This is a genomic window from Serratia sp. H402Y, from assembly GCF_051172415.1.
GTDB lineage: Bacteria > Pseudomonadota > Gammaproteobacteria > Enterobacterales > Enterobacteriaceae > Serratia > Serratia ureilytica.
The window spans coordinates 2,376,455-2,397,637 of sequence record NZ_JBPIYZ010000001.1; the positions used below are offsets into that span (position 1 = coordinate 2,376,455).

Sequence of the window (21,183 nt, forward strand, 5' to 3'; positions counted from 1 at the left end):
GAGCGGACGTCGGGCGGCAAGGCGAGCAGCACGCGCGGCCCGCTTAGCGTCGGCCGCTGCTGACCTTGGTGGCGCGGGCGGGGTTGCCGGCGACGAATTCCAGCGTGGGGGAATAGTAAAACGGCAGCCAGGCGTTATAGCCGCTCTCCCACTCCCATTTGACCGGGCAAGGCCACAGCATGTCTTCATGCAGGATGTAATAGATCCACCGCCCGGGCGGGCGGCGCGGTTTGCGCGTTTTCATAGCGGGTTCGACGGCCTGATGGAATGCGATAGGGTCAACTGCTGCATTTTACCGCGATTTTCGCCGTGGGGACAGCCTGCATTGCCGGCTTCGCCCCGGCGCCGGCAAGCGCCCTTTATTCACCGCCGCCTGCCGGCGCGCCGCTCTCGGCCCCCAGCACCACTACCCTGTCGGCCGAGTCGATGGTCGACTTTCTGTGGGCGACGATCACGCGCGTAATATTCAGCGAAGATATCGCCCGGTTGATCGCCGACTCATTCTCAACGTCCAGATGGCTGGTCGCTTCATCCATAAACAGCACGCTCGGGCGGCGATAGAGGGCGCGCGCGATAAACAGACGTTGCTTTTGCCCGCCGGAGATGCCGTTGCCCAACTCGCCGATCAGGGTTTCGTAGCCCATCGGCATCTGCATGATTTCATCGTGGATATTGCTGTGTATCGCGCAGGCCATGATCAGCTCTTTATTGGCATTGACCTCAAACCCGCTGATGTTTTCCGCAATGGACCCGGAGAACAGCCGGTCGTCCTGCAGCACGCAGGCGATCGCGTTACGGTAGTTATTCACCCCGACTTTATGGATATCCATCGCGTCGGCCAAAACCTGGCCGGAAGTGGGGCTGAGCAAACCGCACATCACCTTCAGCAAGGTGGTCTTGCCCGCGCCGGAGGCGCCCACGACGGCCACGCTTTCGCCGGCCGCAATGCGCATGTTCAGGTCTTTGAAGATCGGCCGCGACAGCGCGTCATATTGATACGTAAGATTTTTTACCTCAATGGCAATCCCCGTGCCCGAGGGGAAAACCTGTCGCGGCGCGGACTCCGTCTCCGCATCGGTAAAGACGATGTCGGATATCCTCTCATTGTGCAGCGACAGCATGCGCAAGCCGATCGCCAGGTCGATCAGGCTCGAGGCCCGCTGAGAGAACTGGCCGCGATAGGCATTGAACGCCATGAACATGCCGAGCGTCATGGAATTGTCGATGACCATCATGGCGCCAAGCCACAGGATCGCCACCTGATCGAGCGTCGTGATAAAGGTATTGATCCCGCCGAACATCATATTGAATCGGGTGATTTTGATATTGGTATTGGCGGCGTCGACGTTCAGATTGAGCCAATAGCTGGAGCGCGTTTCCTTGATGCCCAGCGCCTTGACGGTCGAGATGCCGTACAGCGTCTCCATGAAATGCGAGTTGGCCTTGGCCGCTTTGACGATCTGCTCCTCCGAGAATTGACGGTAGGTTCTGTAAGTCATCATCCTGATGAGGATGTAGATCAGAGTGAAGCCCGCCACGACCCAGACCAGCCAGCCGCCGTAGACCATCATCATCGCGAACAGCCCGACCGTCATGATGCCGTCGATGATCCCGCTGACGATATTATTGGTAAAGGTGGTTCTGATCGCATCCAGCGAGGAAAAGCGCGATTGGATGTCCCCCAGGTGCCGTTTTTCGAAAAAATCCAGCGGCAGCTTCATCAGGTGTTCAAACAGCGTCGTCTTCCACTGAATATCGGTCAGCGTCCCGAGCACGATGGAGATCCAGGCCCTGGCGATACTGACCACCGCGCGGAACAAGGTGAAGAAGATCAGCCCCAAACAGATGACCGTCAGCAGGCTGTAGTCATGCGCCTGAATGACATGGTCGGTCACCAGTTGCGTTCCCACCGGCAGCAGCAGGTTGACCGATTCGATGACTATCGATAACGCAAAGATCTTGAGCAGCGTCCCCGGCAGGCCCTCGATGTTTTTCATCAAATCCAGCAGGCGCAAACGGGTCTTGAGGGTCTCTTTTTGAAAGGCCCTGTCGGGCCACAGCTCCAACGCGATGCCGGTAAAATGATTCGACATCTCCTGCAGCCCGATCACTCTGCGCCCGAAGGCCGGATCGTGAATGACAAAACCGGCGCGCTGCACCTTAACCAACACCACGAAGTGATTCATATTCCAGTGCAGTATGCAGGGCGTTTTCAGCTGATTGATTTCGTCGATGTCCAAGGACAAGGCGCGCGTCTTCAGCTGGATTTGCGACGCGATTTGAGAGATCGTCCCCAGGGTCGCGCCCTGGGTGGAAATGCCGAATCGCTGCCGCAGGCTCAGCATATCCACATTAAACCCGTAATAGGAGGCGATCATGGCGAGGCACGCCAGGCCGCATTCCGATGACTCCGACTGCAAGATGCTCGGCACCCGCTTGCGCAGTGAGAATGTTAACTTCTCGTTGATCCGTTCAAAGAGATTATTGTCCTTCATCGACTCGCCCCACGACGCTGTTTTTTATGTCATACAAAGGCGCGATCGCCCACTGATAAAGCGGTTTCTTATCCAGGAAGACGATGACCCTGGCCTGCAGCCCGCTGCTGATTTCGAGATATTTGCCTTTATCGCTGAATTGCGTGTCGCTGATGGACGCCAGCACTTTGTAGTAGGCGTTCCTTTCCCGTTTATTTCCGCTGCTGTATTCCGACATTTCCTGCGGGGAGGCGGGGACCGACGAGATGGATTCTATTTTTCCCGGAAACTGACCGAATTTATCCGACGGGAAGGCTTCATAGCGAATGTTGATGCCATCGCCGATTTTCACGTAGGGCAAACTGTTATTCGGCAGCCATAAAACCAGATAATATTTGATGTTATCAATCGGTTTGATTTGCGCCAGACTGCTGCCGCTCTCGACCACCTGCCCGGCGGTCACGCTCAGCGACTCAATTTTCCCCTTGAGCGGCGCTTTGATAATGACCTGGCCGCCGGCATTGGACTCCGCCAGCTGGCGTTGTAAATCACTGCGTTGCGATTCGCTTTGCGATATCTGATTGTCGTAATCGGCGGCGCGAATCAGCAAATCGCTGCGCAACTGCGACAGTTGAATATTTTGCTGGATCTTTTGGCTGTAGAGCGCCTGATACGAGCTTTGCTGTTGCTGAAAGAGCGAGCGCTGATAATTTAACTGATCTTTGGTGATCAGGCCTTTCGTCAAATAGTGTTCGTAATTTTTCAGGCTATCCCGCATTTTATCCATCCCCTCTTTGGCGCTGAGGTTCAGTTTCTCGGTTTCTTTATAGGCGTTTTCATAGCTATTGATCTGTTTGCGCAAATTATCCAGCATGGCGGTTTTATTTTTATTCAGCTTGCTGATTATCGAATCCAGATTGCTAATCTGTTTGCTTATTTCGCTGGCCGCGATATGGCTGACATTGCCGGACGTGGTGCTTCTCGAGACATCAATCACATACAGCGGCTCGTCCTTTTCCACGACGTCACCGGCTTTATGGAATGCCTGGCTCACGTAACCGTATTGGGAGGAAAACACATTGGTGGAATGCGGGATGCTGATCACCTCGCCTTCAACATCGACCCGGCGCGTGTACTCGCAAAAATAGAGTGCGCCCGCCAGGATCAGAATAAAAGTGAAACAGGTGGCGGCAATCACATGGCTCGACGCGCCGGAAATTAACAGCGCCCTGCCGGTCCATCTTTGACGTTGATAATTGACCGCCTCCTGGCGGAAAATATTCCTGCTCTTATTATCACTCATAGGAAGAACCTGCGCTTGCCTGACCGGGAGACAGCCGCAGCGAGAACGCTGCGGCTTTGGACCGCGTATGGATTTAGCTGATGGTGCCGTTAATCAGCCCATCGAGGCCTTTTTTGGAGTATTCCAGCGTGGTGTCCCAGCCAATAACGGCTGCGGCCACGCCGCTGGCTACGCCGCCCAGGATGCCGCCGGCGACCATGCCGACGCCCTGGCCAATCGAGCCGACGCCCAGCAGGCCGCCGCCGTCGCCGCCGTGCTTACCGCCGATGACGGCGCCCGCCATACTGCCCACGGAGGCGCCCAGAGCGATGGATGAAACGGCTTCCGCGGCATTGGAGACGGCGCTGCCAATCAGCCCCGACAGTCCATTGCTCATATCCCAGGAATAAGCGCCTGACACTTCATTCATTTCGATAACAGACAGTTCTTTCATTGGTTAATCTCCATATTTAAACGGACAAACACTGCCATACATGCGTGTTGTCATTGCATTGGCATCGGCCTGCAGCGCCTGATGCCACCAATAATGTCGCGCGAACAGACGACATTATATTTTTAATAGGGGTCTCTTTAATTCTGCGTAATGGTGAATGTCATCACCGCGTCGGCCTGTCCGGGGCTAATGGCTCCCGTTTGCTTATAGCGCGCCATCAAGGGGATCCTGATCTCTTTTTCAGCCGCGGTGTGGTAATTGATCGGTCTGGAAAACGTTAATGGATTACGGTTCTCATCCAACACTTCCACGGCGACGCCCTTCGCCGCATCGGCGCCGTCGGCGATATCAATCATTCCCACGCCTGGCGAATTTCCGGCCGCCTCGAACGTGACCTGAACCGGAATATTGTCCTCCTGACATTGCAGAACCACGGAAAAATTGCGTTCGGAAGACGCCGCCGTGCTGCCGACGCCGTTAAACTCGCTGCGTTTAGGGCTGCCCAGATTTACCGTTTGATTTTTATAGTTCAAATCAACCAGGCAACTTTTCTGAATGACCTTCATGCCGGAAATACTGATATCCAAAATGGAGGTCGAATCCAGATAATATCTGGCGATAATTTTCCCGCCCATATCGCCGCCGGTTTTGATCGGGCCGGTTTTAATAAACGTCAGCCGAACATCGTTTCGATTGATCCACGGCGTCAGCAAGTTGGGCGAAATCGCCGTGTTGACGGGCACGTTCTTATTGCTCTGCCATAAGTCTGAAATCGTCACCCCCACGCCCTCGATGCCCGTTTCAAATACGCCGGGCAGCGCGCTCGGCGTCAGCGGCGACATGGAGCGATAGGCGACCGAACCGGAACAAAGAAAAGAAAACGTCGTGCCGTTAATGCTGTTCTCGGTTCGAACAGCCAACTGCTCGCCGACTTCAATGCGCGGATCCACGGCCAGCGTCAGCAACCCCATACGGGCGGTTTTCGCGTTGGTGGTACAGGTGCCGGCATAAACCGCCGTCGTGAGCGTCGCCAGCCACACCAGGGCGCCGTAACCGAATATCCTGAGAAAAACGTTCATTTTCACTCTCACTTAAAAGTCATGATGGAAATAGAGCGAGATCTATTGGCAAACGCCGTTTAGGGTTTGGAGACCCGCTGACGGCGGCTCCGCCGGCAACTGGTAACGGATGCGGCATTGGTTCTCGCCATTCCTGCCCCACTGCGCGATGAGCAGGCCCTTTTCCGCCATGCCGCTCAGATAGACCACGCCGTCGCCGCCGACCAGGAACGGCTGAGTCGCCCCCTCGGCAAGACGCAGGCTGGCGCCCAGCGGCAGAGGTGCCCCCTGCGAGTCCGTCACCTTCATCAAAATCCGTCTGCCGACGTTGGCTTTGAAATTCGCCCGGCTCACCGCGCCGCGAGTCGGCGTGACCGACTGGTTCGTCAACTCGAGATCGACATCATCCGGCAAGCTGTCGACATCGAGGCGAATCGAATTGTTGCGATAAGGCGTGGCGTAAGGAACGATCGCGTAGCCGCGCCAGTCGGTTTTCACCCCGACCTGATTGCCGACCGCCACATCGCTCGCGCCGGCCGCCTGTACCAGGGCGACGGTTTCGCCGAACGGTTGACCGAAGGTCACACCGTCTTCATGGGCGATCACCCCGCCCTTCACCCCGTAGTTGACGCGCTGTTGACTGCGATCGTAGGCATAGCCCGCCGTGAGTTCGCCGTACGTCGCGCGCCAGTCGGCGTTGGCGTTGCCGCTGTTGCCCTGGCCCTGGCTGCCATACCCTTCCTGTACGCTCCAGCTGAGGTTGCCGCCGGCCAGCGCCGTGCCGTTGAGGCCCGCCGTATGGCTGGTATTGCCTTTTTTGCTGGTGTTGAGGTTGTAGGTGGCGTAGGTGTTGCTCAGCCATTTCTCTAATGGCACGCTGATGTTGAAAGCGAAGATCTGATCGCGATCGTAAATGCGCCCGCGGTTCGAATCGCCGTAAGTAGCCTGTGAATTCCGGCTGTAGCTGTAGTTAAAACCGTAGCTGATGCCATTCCAGCTATTGTTGTAACCCGCGCTCAGCGACTGCATATTGCGCTCGGATCCCCAATAGTCTTCGGAGACCGCGCTGAGTGAAAGCGACCCCGCCCCTTCCCATAAATTCTGGTTCAGCGTGATTTCGCCGCGATTCTTGCGGCGGTCTATCGGGGCGTAACGGTTGCCGCTGCGATAGGTGTCCAGCACTTCCTGCAGCCCATAGTAGCCGCTGGTCGAATAGCGGTAGCCGGCGATGGCGAAGTTCGTCCCCGTCTCGACGATATTTTTGCTGTACCGCACGCGCCATGACTGACCATCGCTTTTCGGTTGATGCTCCTGCTTTGCCCACGCCTGGGTGACGTCGGCCGACAGGGCGCCGAACTCGCCCAGGTTCTTGCCCAGACCCAATGCCAGCGATTGATACGGCCCGGCGAATTGGCCGCCGCCATACAGGGTGAAACCGGCGGGCAAGCCATAAATCAGGCTGGCCTGCGAGAAGATCTTTTTATCTACGCTGTGATCGTAAGTGCGGTATTGCCCCGAGGTCAGCGCATATTTCAGCCGCCCTTCGCGTTGCAGCACCGGCAGGCTGGCGAAGGGAACGGTCAGGTGCTGTTCGCTGCCGTCCGCCTCCTTGATAGTCACCTCCAAATCGCCGCTGCCGCCGGTCGGGTACATGTCCGAAATTTCAAACGCGCCCGGCGCAACGTAACTCTGGTAGATGACATAGCCGTTTTGACGAATGACCACTTGCGCATTGCTGCGCGCGATGCCGCGCACCACCGGCGCATAACCGCGCAGGCTTTCCGGCAACATGTCGTCATCGGAAGCCAACTGCGCGCCGCGAAACGACACGCTGTCAAACACATCGGACGGGCTGCTGCTTTCGCCGAGCGTCAGCAAGCTTTTCAGGCGGATGATATTGCGCTGGGCGTAGGTATAGACGGAGTCCCAACGATCCTCCGACGCTCGCCCGCCGCCGGCGCTGTTGTAGCTCCAGGTGGTGTAGTTCCGCACTCGCCAGGCGCCCAGGTTGAAGCCCGGCCGCAGGTTAAGGTAATAACTGCTTGCGCTCTGGGTGAATCGATCGCGCCCCTTGCTGTTGCTGCCGGTGAAGCCATAGTTCAGCAGCATCGCCGGCAGGCCTTCATCCCATTGTTCCGGCGGAACGTATCCGCGCACCTTATTTTCCAACGCCGCCTGGGGGATACTCAGCATCAGGCGTTGGCGGTTAAATTGAAATTGCGCCGAGGCCTGCGGGATCGCGGCCAAATTCGCGCAGCGATCGGCACCGGCCAAACCGGGAAACAGCTCAACTTTCACCCCAAGCCGTTTCAGATCTTCCCGCGTCAGACAAGGCTGCAGATCGGCCTTCTCGTCGCTGCCGGCCCGCAGAGCGAACGACACCTCGCGCGTTTCCAGCAGCATGTCGTTCACCCAAATATCGACCCGATACGTGCCGGGAACCTGCTGGCCATTTTCAAAAATCGACAGATCGACGTGCTGCTGACCTGAGCGCCCGGTTTCCAGCAACGCCGGATTAAAATAGTCACGAGAGAAGGCGGGATTAGCCATGTTGCCGCATACCGCCGTTGTTGCCGTGAATAAGGCTATGCGTTTCAGCCAAGCATCCCGCTTCGCTAATATACGCTTTTGAGTTATCATTCATTAGCTCCATTATTGAAATGTTTTATCCCTCTGTCTGCCTTCCCTTACAGATTAAATACCTGACTGATGTTCTTTCCCTGTGCCGCCATAATCATTAATTAATTTCCAGCTTACCGACGTTGCGCCCGCCACGGGCAATGCAAACATTTCGCTGCTCATCGGCGCGATATACGCCACCTCTTTCATTTCCCGCCCCCCGATGCGGACATAATGAAAGTTCATATAATAAGGCGTTGGGTTGGTGAGTTTTAATTCTGAACCGACACGCTGCCATTTCAGCTGCTGCGTCACTTCTTCGGGCACCTGGCGGAGCAGCGGCGCCGGCCGATAAATCAATTTAATGCGGGTCTTGACCGCTATTTGCAGCGTATTCGATTTACCCGCCTGGGTTGTTGAAGGAATGGATTTAATATTCATCCAATACAAGCTTTCTTTATCTTTCGGTAAGTCATCGCCCACTTTCACGATGCGCAGCATATTTTCCTGGTTGCCGTCCAGCCGAAATAAAGGCGGCGTAACGATAAACGCGATTTTATCCACCCCGCTTTGTTGATTCTCCAGCCAGGACTGAATCAAATACGGTTCTTTATCCGGATTCTCCACGCTGATTGACGCTTCTTTTTTTTCGCCGTTGAATATCACCCGCGTCCCGCCAATCACCACGCCGGCGTGAACCGTAGACGCAAACAATAAAATAATGAAAGCCGCTAAGGCGCCGTAGCGATTAAAACGCATAATATTATCTCCGAGGCAATACAGCCCGCTGTGAACCAGCGGGCAAGAAAATATTATCAGTTATAATTCAGCGTAAAGGTGGCGACGCTATTAGCTTTACCGGCGGTAACATCTGCCTGCGTGGAAATATAGCGGGCGGTAAAATCGAGGTTATTTTTCACGCCGCTGCCGGAAGCCAACGGATAAGCCGTCGACGCCGTGTAAAGCGGCAGAACACTGTTAGAAATATCAGACAGTTGGATACCGACGCCGGTAGCGACATCCGTTTCCTGGGTCAGCTGCAATACGTTGCTGTCGCCGTTATCGGCCGCGCCGTCGAACTTAACGGTGGCGCTTTTTACCGTATCCGGACAATCGGTGACTTCCAGCGTGAATTTTGTCGCGCTGGACGTTGATCCCTTGCCACCCGCAAATGCCGTTCGGGCCACATCACCCAAAACAACATTTAATGGATTACTCAAGTCATTCGTGACCTTGCACGCAGCATCGACAATATTCCCGGTAAAATTAACCTGACCATCTGCTGCCAGAGCAGGTAAAGCGCTTGAACACGCTGCCGCGACAAATGCCAACATAATCACTTTTTTTTCCATCATGGGTACTTCTCCTTTTGATTAGACAGACTTCAAAATATCCCCGCCACGGAGAACCCGGACAGGGAGAATAGGAGCTCCGCTCCTTTCACAGTTAATTATGCTTAGCTTTCCCCCTTTAGCAATACATAAAATCAATGTAAAGATGAGAAAAGATAATTACCCCAAATAGAATTAGCATCATTCTTAATTTTATTTTGAAAAAACCGCCAAATCGGCGTTTCTTGATTCAATCATCTGGCCGCCAGGGAATTTATTCTCGCGCTATTCGAAGGCGCTTTCGCCAGATCCTCCTCATTTCCCCCTCAGCCGGAAAATCGGGCGACATCGCCGTAAAATGAAAGCCGGGCGATAAAACTCGCCCTGAAATAAATGACAGTTATATTACGAAAGGCATCACGACGCGGCGGCAGCGAGAGGAGCAGAATAATAGGAAAAGCATGGCGATAACGGTTTATCGAACAGGAGGGAGAATAAAGCATTCGCCGTTATTGAAACCGGCGCGGTCATGTGACAACGAGAAAATGGCGTTACGCAGAAATATTCTGTCTGACGCCGTTCACTTTTTCGAAAACAAGGCAACAATGCGCTCTGTCGCGCAGAATAACGCATTGCCGCCTTATTGTTTTTCGGCGCCGCTAATTAATCGTCATGGCGATAATCTTCCCCCAGCCCTCTGCCGGGTAGGGTTTCACACGCCAGACCATCGCCCGCGGGAACGGCGGACGGATAGTTATCGTCAGGCGTGATAAAGACCGGCGTGGTCGCGATAAACCCATCGTTGAACACCGCCTCGATAAAGGTGGCCTCCCAGCCTTGCGCCGGGGCGGCCAGACGAAACTCGCCGCGATCGGCCTCCGCTGTAGCCAACGGCTCCGGGGTAAAGCGTACGCCGCACGAATAACGAAAATCTCGGGCCGTGCGGTTGTGCGCGCTCCAACGCCGCACGGTGGCCGGCGGTTCGGAAAAACGCAGCGTGCGCACCGCAGCATCCGCGGCGCTGCCTTGCACCTCGATCGTCGGCAACGCGATATCGCGCTGGCGGCGCTTGATCATCGCCAGTATGGCGCGTTCGGCGGCCGGCCGGCTTGCCGCGCGATCCCCGTCGGCAATCGCGCGCAGCGAAGCCTCACCCGGTGAGGCGCTGAAATAGAATCGCGTGCTGTCCGGCGGATAACGTTCGTCGCCGCTGGCGATGATGACATATTTCGCCGCCGCTGGCCGCTCTCCCGCCGTCGGCGGCGGATAAGCGGTGGGATCCGCTATTTGCATCAGTTTGTCGAACGCCGGCGTCTCTATGCGCCGATCGATGCCGAGTTGGTAATAAGGATGAAACGCCAACGGCCAACGGCCGCCATACGTACGATAGGTATGCTTCAAGACCTGCCGCGCCGCGACCCCATCCGGGAACATGGCGACGACGGCATCGATGCGCTCATCCGACAATGACGCCAGCCACGCCGCGGTTGCGCCGCTCGCCGCGCCCGCCACGATGAATTTATCTATCCCCCATCGGCTCAATTCGCGCTGCGCCAGCGTCATGGTTTGCGACAAGGCCGCCGTCATGGGGATCGCCAGCGGCATCATCAAGTATTCATCCGCATCGTCCAGGAACAATCGCCAGCCTCGGGCCTGGCTGTCCTCCCCCGCACGACGCCGCCCCTCATTTTGATATTCCAGGTACGGATAAGGCAGCCGGTTGACGACAATCACGATGGTGTGACTTTCCGCCGCCAAGGCCGCCGGCGTAGCGACGGAAAACGCCGCATTTTGCTTGCCTGGCCCGCTCGCCCCTGCGGCGGCGCAAGCGCAGTCATCGCTCATCAGCACCAACGCTTTACGGGCAAGCGCCCCGTTGGGGATATAAATATCCACATCGTGCCACCATTGCGTCGGCCGGATGGCGTCTTGCGGCGACCAGGATTGCGACATCAACCGATAATGGCGTATCGACACGTCATGGCCGTTATCCACGCCCTTTAACGAATATGACAGAGGCAATATGGCCAACTGATTGTTATAACAAGGAATAACGGTGTGCAAGGCGGGATGTTCGTCCGCAAAGCAGCGGTCTTCCTCTGCCGCCATGGCCTGCCGGCCGCCGATTAAGGCCAGGCAAATCAGCGCGATGTATCCGATGCGTTTCAGCATTTTTTCCTCCCCCTTTGTCCGTGGCAAATCCCTTGTACGCCGCCTGGCGGCAGGAAACCTTCCGCGCGCCTAGAGCACCTGATGAAAGCGTATCGGATAGCCAAAGCTGTCCTTTTCGAACGCCACGTCTCTGTCGTTCTCGCCCAGCAATAGGCTGTAAACGCCGTTTTCCTCATAACGGCTCATGGCGATATACAGCACCACCTCCCGATGGTCAGCGATCGTAAACTGTTTGCGTCTGGCGTTGATTTCCAAGGTAAACGCCACCACAGGATTGTTGTTCAGAAATACCGAAGTCTGCTGCATGGAGACGATCCTGCCCTGCGCTTTCTCGGTCACCTGAAAGGGCGTGGCGTCATTGGGGGCGCGTATATCCACCTTCTTTTGGATATAGATAAAGTTAAACACCGCCAACGCCACCGCCACGAACAGATTGATGACCATGATCAAGATGATTTTATTCGCCATGAACTCTCCCTTTGCCGTTCTTCCGGCTCCCGACATGAACGAGGTAAAAGTGCCCTTGCGGGCACTTTTCATTAAGGGCCGGGCTTATGACGATTTACGGCCAAACAGCTGCGAGAAGGCGCTAATCCCGGCATCGATGACGGCGCCAATGCCCTCACCGAGTTTGGCGCCGGCGCCCGCCGCATCCGCGTGGATCCCGAATAGACCGGTACCGGCATCTACGATGGCGCCAATGCCATTGCCCAGGATTTTGCCGGCATCGGAAGCGATGCCTGCGCCGGAAACCGCCATGACTTCTGCTTCAGTCAGTTCTTTCATACTGTCTCCTTTGTATTTATCGACATGTTTAGTAATGAAAAAATGAAACCCTCACTGTTTGTTCACCTCCTTGTTATCTGCCCACGAAAGACCCTGTTGCCAATGCGTTCACCCGCGCGGCGGTGACAATGTCAGAACAGGCCGAACTCACGGCAGAGATAATCGGCGACGCCATTGCGGCTGTTGGGCAGCGCAATCGGGTTAAACGGCAGCGCGCGCTTCAATTCGCCCATGGCATTGCCCATCACCACCCCCGTTCCGGCCCAGCGCAGCATGTCCAAATCGTTCATCGCATCGCCGAAAGAGAGGCAATCGCGCATCGCTATCTGTTTGGCGCTCAGATAGTCGGCCACGCTTCTGGCCTTGGAAATATGCTTATCCATGATGTCTATCGTTTCCGCAGAGGACTTACAGATGGACAGCGTTTTTCCGAAAGCCTGACTGACCTCGTCGTAAAACCGCTCGATCAGCGCCGCTTCACCCTGCAGCAGCACTTTCAGGATCGGTTGCCGTTTCATCGCCTCCGGCTCGACATAGCGGCAAGCGACGCCCGAGGTCTTGATATAGTCGGCAAAATGCGGATTCTCTTCGGCCATCATCCATCCTTCCTGGGTGAACAACGTCACGTGGAGCGGACAGGCGAAGAGGTAATCCATCAACATCATTTGGCTGTCGCGAGGCAGGAAATAGCGTTTATCCGCCACCGGCCGCCCCTCGATATTGACCATCGCGCCATTGCAGGAGACGATCGCCGGCGAGAACCCCAAGCCATCCACAATCCCGCGCGCATCCGCATCGCAACGGCCTGTCGCGATGACGATTTCCAGCCCGCGGGCATGCAGGATATTGAGCGTTTCCACCGTCAGATCAGACAGATTCCCGGCAGGATCCAGCAAGGTTCCGTCAAGATCGCTCACGATCGCCCGGTATTTTATTTTGCCGTCGATAGCAAGCCACATATCATGCCTCCTCCGCCTGGATAATCCCGTCTTCGGCGCGGATTTCGCTGTCGGGCGGAAGGTGGGCGATCGCGAGCGCAATGGCCTGAAAACGGCGTCCTACCGCAACGATGGTCTCCTGAGCTATCTCGTGAGAATCATAAAACAGTGAAATGGCGAGCCGTTCCGCTTCGGGGAACAAGCACAGCACCGTCTGGTGGTTGCTGCCGCTGACGATATCCGTCACCCGGAACGTAAACGGCAAGCGCGGATCCTTCTGCGGTTGCGGCATGTTTTCAAACACAAACAGGCTGCCGAACGGCGAAGTGGGCACCCATTGTTCGTCGTAGCGGTTCAGTTCGGAAAAGGCGTACTTCTGCCTCAGCGTCTGGGAATCCGCGATATCGGCCAGCAACGCATAAATGGGCCGGCGGCGAATCGCCTGCAGGCGCAGCACCGGGCTGGCGACACACAGGCCAAACAGCGTCTGCACCTGCTCAATGTCCGCCGGGCGCTCGCTCATGGTCGTGCCGATCGCGATATCGTCACAGGCCAGCGCTTCGGCCAGCGCCAGCATCCAGGCCAGCTGCGTCAGTTGATTGACCGTGATCCCCTGGCGCCGGCAAAACGCGGTGAGGCTTGCCACCTGTTCCGCGGTGAATTCCGCGCCATATTGCCGCATGCGTCGCCCCTGCGGCGCGGCATCCGGCGAAGCGCTCAACGGCAAACGTTGGTTGACCGGCGCTCCGCGCAAATAGTCCGCCCAGAACGCCTGCGCTTCGGGATCGTCGCCGTGCGCGCGCACATAAGCGGCGAACGGCTCAAATCGGTTAATTTCCAGCGTCGGCGCGCCCCCTTCCAGCAAGGTGAGGTAGTCGTTGAACCAGTGTTCGAACAGAACGCCGAGGGACCAACCGTCGAACAAGATATGGTTAAAGGTCTGCACCAAATAGTGCTCATCGGCGTTCAACTTGATCAGGCGCCAGCGGATCAACGGCGGCGCATCCAGCTCAAACGAGGTTTCTCGTTCCCGGGCCAACAGCGCTTCCATCCTTTCTTCCAGCGAGGACGGCGGCGCATCGGTCCAATCCTCGATCGCGATCGGCGCCTGCAGCGTCTCGCAGATGAAGACGTTGGGCCGCCCACGGCGGGTTTGATCGCCAAACCCGGCGCGCAGCATTTCAAATCGCTGCAGCGCCAGCGACCAGGCCTGGTTCAACACCTCCGGCTGCAGCGGGCCGGCCACCTCATAAACGGCCTGATCGATCTGATACTCGCGGTTAAGCCGGTTGAAATACATCAGTTCCCGCTGCGTGACCGTAGCCTCGAAAACGGCGGCGATGCGATGACGTTGCTGCCAGTGGTCCAACTCGGCGAGGCTGACGTCGGCATGGGGGAAGTCCCCCGGGCTGGCGAGGCGAACGCCCTGGCTCGCCTCGTGGCAACAGTGTTCGACCAGCGCCGACACGCTCGCCCTATAGTGCGAACCGATCCGGGCCAGCGTCGCCTGCGGCAATAAGCCCGACATCACGATGCTCAGCCGGTCGCCGTGCACGTAGAGCACCAGATCCAGCACATTGTCGCTCGCCGGCAGCGCGCCGTTTTCCAGATCCGCCGTTTGGTCGATCAAGGCCCACAAGGCGTCGTCAGTCTGTTCGTTAAAGACGCCGAGATAGTTGAATGAAATGGCCGGCAAGCGGTGGCGCCGCAGACAGGCTATCGCTTCGTCGTCCGACGCTGAACCGTATTTCAGCGCCGAATAGCCGATGCCGTGATCCGGCATCTTTCTTAATGTGTCCTTGATGGCGCGCAGCGTGTGTTTTGGGCTCTGATGCGCGGTGATGCGCAAAGGCAGTAAGGCGGTGAACCAGCCGACGGTGTCGTCGAGCTGGATCTTATCGTCATTGATATCGCGGCCATGGTGTTCGAGCGTCAGGTAACTGTCCGCACGGCCATGCCAGGCCTGCAGCACCGGCGCCAGCGCCGCCAGCAACACCTCGCGGGTCGAGGTGCGGTAGGCCTGATGACAGGTGTCCATCAACAGCGTCGTCAACGCCGCGTCGCACTCTAAGCGGCAAAACGCCGGACTCTGCGCCCCCTCGCTGAGCGTGGCGTAATCGGGTTGCCCGGCGATCATCGCCAACCAGTAAGCGCATTGGTCATGCCGGCTCGCCGCGTAGTGCCTTAACGTCTCGCCCCACTGCCGGTAGCTGGTGCCTTTCGCCGACAGCGATTCCCCCTGATGCAATCGTCGCATGTCTCTGACAATGATGCGCCAGGACACCACGTCGATGATCAGATGATGGAATGCGCAGAACATCAACGCGTAGCCGGGCGCGCTGCTGTCGAAAATGTAGACGAAGCGGCACAGCGGCCCTTCTACCGGATCAAACCCCGATTGCCATTGATGCAGAAGTTCGGCACGGCTTTGGCGACAAAGCGCCAGGTCATAGTATCCCCATGAAGGGCCGCCGTCGGCCACCGACAGATAGCGCTGCGCGACCAGCGCGCCGGCATCGTCGGCGCTAAACCGCGCGCGCAGCATGTCATGGCGCGACGCCAGCCCGTTGACCAGATCGGCCACGCGCTCGGCGGACATCGGCGGCACCCGCACCAAAAAAGTCTGGTTGAAGAAAGCGCGATGTTGCGGCGGCTGCTCGTTGTACCAGCGCTGAATCGGCAGCAATTCGAATTCGCCCTGCAGCTCGCCCTGTTCATTGAGCGGCGCAATCGCGTCCCGTTGCTGCAAGATGCGCTTGGCCAGCGCCCGCGCATTCCGGGTTTCGAACACCGCACGCGAGTTGCTGTGATAGCCCGACTTGCTCAATTCGCTGGTGAACACGATGCTTTGGATCGAATCGCCGCCCAGACGAAAGAAGTCGTCATCCACCCCAACCCGTTCAACGCCGAGGATCTCCGCCCACAGGGCGCAAATCAACGCCTCCAGCGCATTCTGCGGCGCGGCATATCGCTCGCTTTGCGCGAATTGCGGAGCGGGCAGCGCCGTGCGATCCAGCTTGCCGTTCACCGTCAGCGGTATCTCGTCGAGCGCGACATAGCTGGACGGCACCATGTAATCCGGCAGGATCCGCTCCAGCCGGGCGCGCAAATCGGCAGGATCCAGCGGCTCGCCCCGCGCCATCAGCACATAAGCGGCAAGGCGCTTGCTATCGCGATGGACGACATCCACCACGACGCATTTCTCGACGCCCTCCAGCGCATTGATCGTATTTTCTATTTCGCTGAGTTCAATTCTGAAACCGCGGATTTTTACCTGGCAATCGTTTCTGCCGAGATACTCCAGATTGCCGTCGCGCAACTCTCGCACCCGATCGCCGCTTTTATACAAGCGTCGCCCGTTCAGCGTAATGAAACGCTCTTGCGTCTGCTGCGGCTGGTTGAGATAACCGCGCGCCAGCGCGTCTCCGCCGATATACAGCTCGCCGGCCAGCCCTGGCGGCAACGGCTGCAGCCAGCGATCCAGCACATGAAGTTCGCGCCCCGGTATGGCTCGCCCAATCGGGATGCTGCTGCGGGTTTCGTCCGCCGCGATGGCGTACATCGTGGTGAACGTGGTGCATTCCGTCGGGCCATAGCCATTGATGACCTGCTGCGGGCGGTTGGCTTGCCGCACCAGGCGCTGCATCAGCGTGGCGGTCAGCGCTTCCCCGCCCACCAGCAGACAGCGCAGCCCGGCGAACAGGTCGGGGTGACTGAGGTAAAGATGATCGAACAGGCTGCGCGTCGCCCACAGAATCGATACCTGCTGCCGACGCAGCAAGGCCTCCAACTGCGGCACATCGCCGGCGATATCCTCCGTATCGCGCACGACGACCAATTTGGCGCCGTTGAGCAATGCGCCCCACACCTCGAACGTCGCCGCGTCGAACGCCGGGCTCGAGAGGAAGAGCAACACGTCATCGGGCGTGACAGCGATGCCGGATGCGGTCGCCAACCCGCACATCGCGTGTTGCTCGAGCATCACGCCTTTCGGGATCCCCGTCGATCCCGAGGTATAGATCACCGCGCCGAGCCGGTCGGCGCCGGTGACGGCCGGCAGATTCTGCCGCTCGTGCGGCAGGCGGTTCAGATCGCCCAGCGTGAGGACGGACACGGCGTGCGGCATCATCGCCGCCAGCGCCTCGGCGGCCGACTGCAGGCTTTCCCCGGCGATGAGCACCGGCGCGCGCGTTTCTTCGAGAATATGCCGAATGCGCGCCTGAGGATAATTGCAGGAGAGCGGCACATAGGCCGCACCGGTTTTCAGCACCGCCAGCAGCGCCACCACCATTTCCAGGCTTTTCTCGCTGTACAGCGCAATCAGCGTGTCCGCCTGAGGGGCGACCCCGGTCAGCGCTTGGTAGCGGAGCGTAATTTCGCGCGCCAGGCTATTCGCCATGCCGTTCAGCTCACGGTAGCTGACATGCAGCCCCTCAAACTCCAGCGCAATCTTATCCGGATAACGCAGCGCGATCGCCTCAAACCGGGCGCTGAGGGTTTCTCTCGGCAACGCAGGGACCGCGTCGTCATCTGGCGGCATGTCGGCGGCGGGATAAAAGGCGAGGTGGCGTAAAGGCGCGTCAGGCGCGCGCATCGCCGCTTGCATCAAACGCATGAAATGTTCCGCGCAGTCGCGCATGTCATCTTCGTCAAACATGTCCTGACGAAAACGCAGCCGGAACTGCAAGGCATCGCTGTCGGCCCGATCCTCATATTCCAGGGAAAGCGACGCGCTGGCCATATCGTGGTTGGCTTCAAACAACGGCGAAGTGGCGCAATCGGCCAGCGCCAATGCCGCATCGCGCAGGTTGGTTTGGGCAAAGGAAATCGGCATCGCGCGGATCCCCAGCGCCTGCACCACCTGTTGCGTGGGCAGTTGGTTAAACCGTTGGCGCGAGTGCGGCGCCGCGGCGGTAATAAACGCCAGCGCGCGTTGATAAACGGCGGCGAAGCCTTCGCCGTCACGCAGCGCGAGGGGCATCACGCTGGTGTTGACATGCCCGCCAAGCGCAAATCTTTGCCCCTTTTTTATCGACACCGGATAGCTGATATAGACCGTTTCCTGATTGCCGCTGCGCGCCATCAAGATGCCCCACAGCACCAGCAACGCCAGAAAGTCATTCATTCGCCGTATTCCCGCGCCCTGTTTCAGCGCTTTCCATTGCGCTTTGGGCACCTGGAAACGCAGCTCGGCCGCCTCATCGTTTCGCACGGCGCCGCTTTTCTCAAAGGGCACGTCTATCGCGCCCAAATTTGCCGCTTCGGCCCGCCAGTGCGCCAGCGCTCCATCGGCGGCCAGTTGTTCCACCTCGCGCTGCAGCAGCCGGTTGATGGCGGCAATCTCGGTCGCCTCGAGGCGGGTCGATAGCCGCTGTTGACCATAGTACTGGCTCACCAATGAGAAAAACTCGTCGGAAGACGCGCCGTCGATCACCAGATGATGGCCCACCAGCGCCAGGGTATAGCGCCCCGGCCCCTCGGCGAAAAGCGCCCAACGATAAAGCGGCCCGCGGTAAATGTCGAAGGGCTGGCGAATCACTTGGGTCAGCAGCGTGCGGTCCGTGTAATGCTGCAAAGGATGGATTGCGTCATTGCGACGCCAATACAGTTCGCCATTCCGTTCATGAATATGGCTGTTCAGCAGGACATGATCTTGCACCAGCGCATTCAGCGCAGCTTGTAATCTGATGGGATCCAGCGCGCCCTCAATACGCTGCAGCACCAATACGTTGTAATTACAGCCCTCTGGATGGCGGTCATATTCATCGATAAAAACTTTTGAATAGGGTGATACAGGAATCTCTTCCATGACAAACACTCCATTTAGAATACACGTGCCCTGCTTAACGGCGATCCATGCGGCATACCCAAACCTCTTTCGGCATCAGCTCGCTTATCTTTTCTGAGTAATAACCGATCAGCATGTTGATGCGCTTTTCTGCAATGACCTCCGCCGCCTGAGCGCAAATCGACTTGTAAAAACCAATAGGGATCATCACTTTGCAACGGCTATGCAGGTGCCGACAAACGCCGATGGCCCAGGAAAAACACTCCCTGGAGGGATTGGAAATATCCAAAAGTTCGGCACACTCACTGGAACAGCCAATCACAGCGTAGAGATTGCCTTTATTAATATAATGAATTTTATGATACAGAGGATGTTTTTCAATATATTCAAATGCGCGATGATCTTTTTCTCGCCCCAGATTATTGATAAAGCTGGCCTGCCGCGCTTGGTCGCCCTCGGTAAAACGAAAGGCCATAAACTTATCAGGCTTTAAGGTTAATTCGACGAAGGGATAGATTTGCGTATTGGTCGTTAAATACTTTCTAAAAATCTTTTCATAAACCCTGATCTTCCTGTCATCGGAAAAGCAGATATCCGCCGCCACATCCGAACGCCTGGCCTGCAGGAAAAAATCTTTCAAGACGGTGGAGGATTTGACCTGACGGTGGATCCCAAGATCGCCAAGCATATTGACACTAAAGGATAATTCATTGATTTTAAAAGGATAAAAACTTGATACAAACATCCCGAGATAACGTTCTTGATCCTTGTAAAATATGCCCGTTTTTTCCATCGGCGCCCCACAATGCGGATCGAGCAAATGCTTCCAGTGCAGGAAACGCTCCCCGCCCAAATCTCTGCCATAAAGCTCTTGCAATAATTTGAAATGATTATGAGAAACCGCTTCTCTCACAAAGACAGCCATGTTTTATCTCCCTATAAAACCGATTCCATGCCGGGCGGAAATCAATAAAAGATGACCGCTCAGCGCCGCTGATAATACGGCGCCGGACCGTTCGCTTCCTTTCCCTGATTAACAAGAGTCGCTGTGCATTTTTAACCAGCGCAAGAATTCAATATTATTATCGATGTTCAGTTTTCTCATGGCCGAACGTTTATGAATGCTCACCGTTTTCGGGCTGATGCCGAGCAACATCGCCGTTTGGTTTTGTGAATAGCCCAGATGGATTAAACGGCACACTTTCCCCTCGCTAAAGGTCAACTGGGTACGACAACGCGGGCAATAGCTTGAAACCAAACTATTTTTCTTGCGATAGCAGAACATGACCTTGTCCACGATCGCCGCCACGCTGTCTTTGCGCGTAATACTTCCGGCTTCCAAATTGCAATGAATTTTAGGGAATGTCTTTTTATGCTCCAATATTGAAAAATAGAGCGGAATAGAAGAAAAGTTGCCCTGCAAAAGCTGGGTATGACAAAAATTTATGGACACCCGCTTGTCCGGCGCCCTGAATATGATGTTGGCACGTTCTTCTCCCGTGATCTTGGCCTTAATGCCATTCGTGAGAAAACCTTCTTGCAAGGCAAGACTCAACCCCAGCTTGAAGAATTGATTTTTATCCACAATAGCGATATTGACGCGCTCCATTAACAAACCTCCCTTTTGACTACGCTTGCTCACTCTCCTTACTGCAATATCATTGCTGTGATTATTTTTTGTTTTAACGTGCTTTTTAATAAAAAAGCGTTATAGGCGAAGCAAAAAAGACCTTGCCTCGCAAAAGTGCATTTTATATATAGGGTTATATAAATCATCTGCCCTGGAGAGCATACAAAAGCAAGACGCGGTAAGCTGCCGCGCTTCGCAAGGGAAATTGTTATCGTAAGATATATTTATAAGGCATCATTGCCATCAGCATCACGGTGCTAAGATTTTTCTCTGATACGTTAATTTTACTCCAAGAGCGCAATATATCCAGATAAATATCGAAAAAACACATAATATAGAACATAACATTGCGCGACATTGATTGTTAAGAGAATCCGTTTATGCATTAGGAATTTACTTATGATAAAGGCAGGATAATGCTTTTTTCGCACGAGGCGGCGGGGTCATCGCAGACCCTATTAAACAGAGTATAACCATATTCATTTTATTGTAAAAAAATTGCATAAAAAAAAGCTACACTTTATGGCAGTAAGTGATTCCCGCCCTTTCATGTAGACGGCAACAAAAAAGAAGAAGGCGAACCCATCGGCCGCCCGCGCAAGAAATGCCTGGTAGGAGTAAAGATTTTTCAGGAGTGATGCGCAGCGTAGA

The 21,183-nt window shown here is 56.2% G+C and carries 15 protein-coding genes; all 15 read right to left on the minus strand.

Annotated features, from left to right (window positions below; all coding sequences use genetic code 11):
• Nucleotides 1–43 precede the first annotated feature (43 nt).
• Nucleotides 44–244: a hypothetical protein gene (locus ACSBQS_RS11605; RefSeq protein ID WP_015378375.1), complete on the minus strand. Its 201-nt coding sequence runs from the start codon at nucleotides 242–244 to the stop codon at nucleotides 44–46.
• A gap of 115 nt (nucleotides 245–359) precedes the next feature.
• Nucleotides 360–2,495 (minus strand): peptidase domain-containing ABC transporter, encoded by a 2,136-nt coding sequence (locus ACSBQS_RS11610; RefSeq protein WP_004935271.1) that lies wholly within the window; start codon nucleotides 2,493–2,495, stop codon nucleotides 360–362.
• Nucleotides 2,482–3,777: an HlyD family secretion protein gene (locus tag ACSBQS_RS11615; RefSeq protein ID WP_004935276.1), complete on the minus strand. Its 1,296-nt coding sequence runs from the start codon at nucleotides 3,775–3,777 to the stop codon at nucleotides 2,482–2,484. The genes ACSBQS_RS11610 and ACSBQS_RS11615 overlap by 14 nt, the downstream gene beginning before the upstream one ends.
• Nucleotides 3,778–3,850: 73 nt before the next feature.
• A complete protein-coding gene (locus ACSBQS_RS11620; protein WP_004935280.1) occupies nucleotides 3,851–4,210 on the minus strand; it encodes a hypothetical protein in 360 nt (119 codons plus the stop codon).
• A gap of 137 nt (nucleotides 4,211–4,347) precedes the next feature.
• The gene (locus tag ACSBQS_RS11625) at nucleotides 4,348–5,289 is read right to left on the minus strand and encodes a fimbrial protein (protein WP_033643645.1); all 942 of its coding nucleotides are present in this window, start codon (nucleotides 5,287–5,289) and stop codon (nucleotides 4,348–4,350) included.
• Nucleotides 5,290–5,331: 42 nt separating this feature from the next.
• A complete protein-coding gene (locus tag ACSBQS_RS11630) occupies nucleotides 5,332–7,908 on the minus strand; it encodes a fimbria/pilus outer membrane usher protein (protein WP_108681379.1) in 2,577 nt (858 codons plus the stop codon).
• Between the two features lie 54 nt (nucleotides 7,909–7,962).
• Nucleotides 7,963–8,646 (minus strand): fimbrial biogenesis chaperone, encoded by a 684-nt coding sequence (locus ACSBQS_RS11635; RefSeq protein WP_033632666.1) that lies wholly within the window; start codon nucleotides 8,644–8,646, stop codon nucleotides 7,963–7,965.
• A gap of 56 nt (nucleotides 8,647–8,702) precedes the next feature.
• The gene (locus ACSBQS_RS11640) at nucleotides 8,703–9,242 is read right to left on the minus strand and encodes a fimbrial protein (protein ID WP_004935293.1); all 540 of its coding nucleotides are present in this window, start codon (nucleotides 9,240–9,242) and stop codon (nucleotides 8,703–8,705) included.
• Nucleotides 9,243–9,881: 639 nt separating this feature from the next.
• Nucleotides 9,882–11,390: a PhoPQ-activated protein PqaA family protein gene (locus tag ACSBQS_RS11645; protein ID WP_042784952.1), complete on the minus strand. Its 1,509-nt coding sequence runs from the start codon at nucleotides 11,388–11,390 to the stop codon at nucleotides 9,882–9,884.
• Nucleotides 11,391–11,459: 69 nt separating this feature from the next.
• Complete coding sequence (locus tag ACSBQS_RS11650; RefSeq protein WP_042784953.1) at nucleotides 11,460–11,858, minus strand: hypothetical protein; 399 nt, start codon at nucleotides 11,856–11,858, stop codon at nucleotides 11,460–11,462.
• Between the two features lie 84 nt (nucleotides 11,859–11,942).
• Nucleotides 11,943–12,176: a hypothetical protein gene (locus ACSBQS_RS11655; protein ID WP_004935304.1), complete on the minus strand. Its 234-nt coding sequence runs from the start codon at nucleotides 12,174–12,176 to the stop codon at nucleotides 11,943–11,945.
• Nucleotides 12,177–12,307: 131 nt separating this feature from the next.
• On the minus strand, nucleotides 12,308–13,135 hold the full coding sequence (locus tag ACSBQS_RS11660) for a Cof-type HAD-IIB family hydrolase (protein ID WP_033643650.1): 828 nt from the start codon (nucleotides 13,133–13,135) through the stop codon (nucleotides 12,308–12,310).
• 1 nt (nucleotide 13,136) lies between these two features.
• Nucleotides 13,137–18,923, minus strand: a complete 5,787-nt coding sequence (locus tag ACSBQS_RS11665; protein ID WP_434990577.1) for an amino acid adenylation domain-containing protein — start codon at nucleotides 18,921–18,923, stop codon at nucleotides 13,137–13,139.
• 34 nt (nucleotides 18,924–18,957) lie between these two features.
• Nucleotides 18,958–19,827 (minus strand): hypothetical protein, encoded by an 870-nt coding sequence (locus ACSBQS_RS11670; RefSeq protein WP_047025397.1) that lies wholly within the window; start codon nucleotides 19,825–19,827, stop codon nucleotides 18,958–18,960.
• Between the two features lie 108 nt (nucleotides 19,828–19,935).
• On the minus strand, nucleotides 19,936–20,511 hold the full coding sequence (locus ACSBQS_RS11675) for a helix-turn-helix transcriptional regulator (RefSeq protein WP_004935315.1): 576 nt from the start codon (nucleotides 20,509–20,511) through the stop codon (nucleotides 19,936–19,938).
• Between the last annotated feature and the right edge of the window lie 672 nt (nucleotides 20,512–21,183).

Coding starts and splice junctions, on each gene's coding strand:
- ACSBQS_RS11640 (WP_004935293.1), bottom strand. CDS start 9,242: ATGATGGAAAAAAAAGTGATTATGTTGGCATTTGTCGCGGCAGCGTGT.
- ACSBQS_RS11605 (WP_015378375.1), bottom strand. CDS start 244: ATGAAAACGCGCAAACCGCGCCGCCCGCCCGGGCGGTGGATCTATTAC.
- ACSBQS_RS11610 (WP_004935271.1), bottom strand. CDS start 2,495: ATGAAGGACAATAATCTCTTTGAACGGATCAACGAGAAGTTAACATTC.
- ACSBQS_RS11630 (WP_108681379.1), bottom strand. CDS start 7,908: ATGATAACTCAAAAGCGTATATTAGCGAAGCGGGATGCTTGGCTGAAA.
- ACSBQS_RS11615 (WP_004935276.1), bottom strand. CDS start 3,777: ATGAGTGATAATAAGAGCAGGAATATTTTCCGCCAGGAGGCGGTCAAT.
- ACSBQS_RS11645 (WP_042784952.1), bottom strand. CDS start 11,390: ATGCTGAAACGCATCGGATACATCGCGCTGATTTGCCTGGCCTTAATC.
- ACSBQS_RS11665 (WP_434990577.1), bottom strand. CDS start 18,923: ATGGAAGAGATTCCTGTATCACCCTATTCAAAAGTTTTTATCGATGAA.
- ACSBQS_RS11635 (WP_033632666.1), bottom strand. CDS start 8,646: ATGCGTTTTAATCGCTACGGCGCCTTAGCGGCTTTCATTATTTTATTG.
- ACSBQS_RS11660 (WP_033643650.1), bottom strand. CDS start 13,135: ATGTGGCTTGCTATCGACGGCAAAATAAAATACCGGGCGATCGTGAGC.
- ACSBQS_RS11620 (WP_004935280.1), bottom strand. CDS start 4,210: ATGAAAGAACTGTCTGTTATCGAAATGAATGAAGTGTCAGGCGCTTAT.
- ACSBQS_RS11650 (WP_042784953.1), bottom strand. CDS start 11,858: ATGGCGAATAAAATCATCTTGATCATGGTCATCAATCTGTTCGTGGCG.
- ACSBQS_RS11655 (WP_004935304.1), bottom strand. CDS start 12,176: ATGAAAGAACTGACTGAAGCAGAAGTCATGGCGGTTTCCGGCGCAGGC.
- ACSBQS_RS11625 (WP_033643645.1), bottom strand. CDS start 5,289: ATGAACGTTTTTCTCAGGATATTCGGTTACGGCGCCCTGGTGTGGCTG.
- ACSBQS_RS11670 (WP_047025397.1), bottom strand. CDS start 19,827: ATGGCTGTCTTTGTGAGAGAAGCGGTTTCTCATAATCATTTCAAATTA.
- ACSBQS_RS11675 (WP_004935315.1), bottom strand. CDS start 20,511: ATGGAGCGCGTCAATATCGCTATTGTGGATAAAAATCAATTCTTCAAG.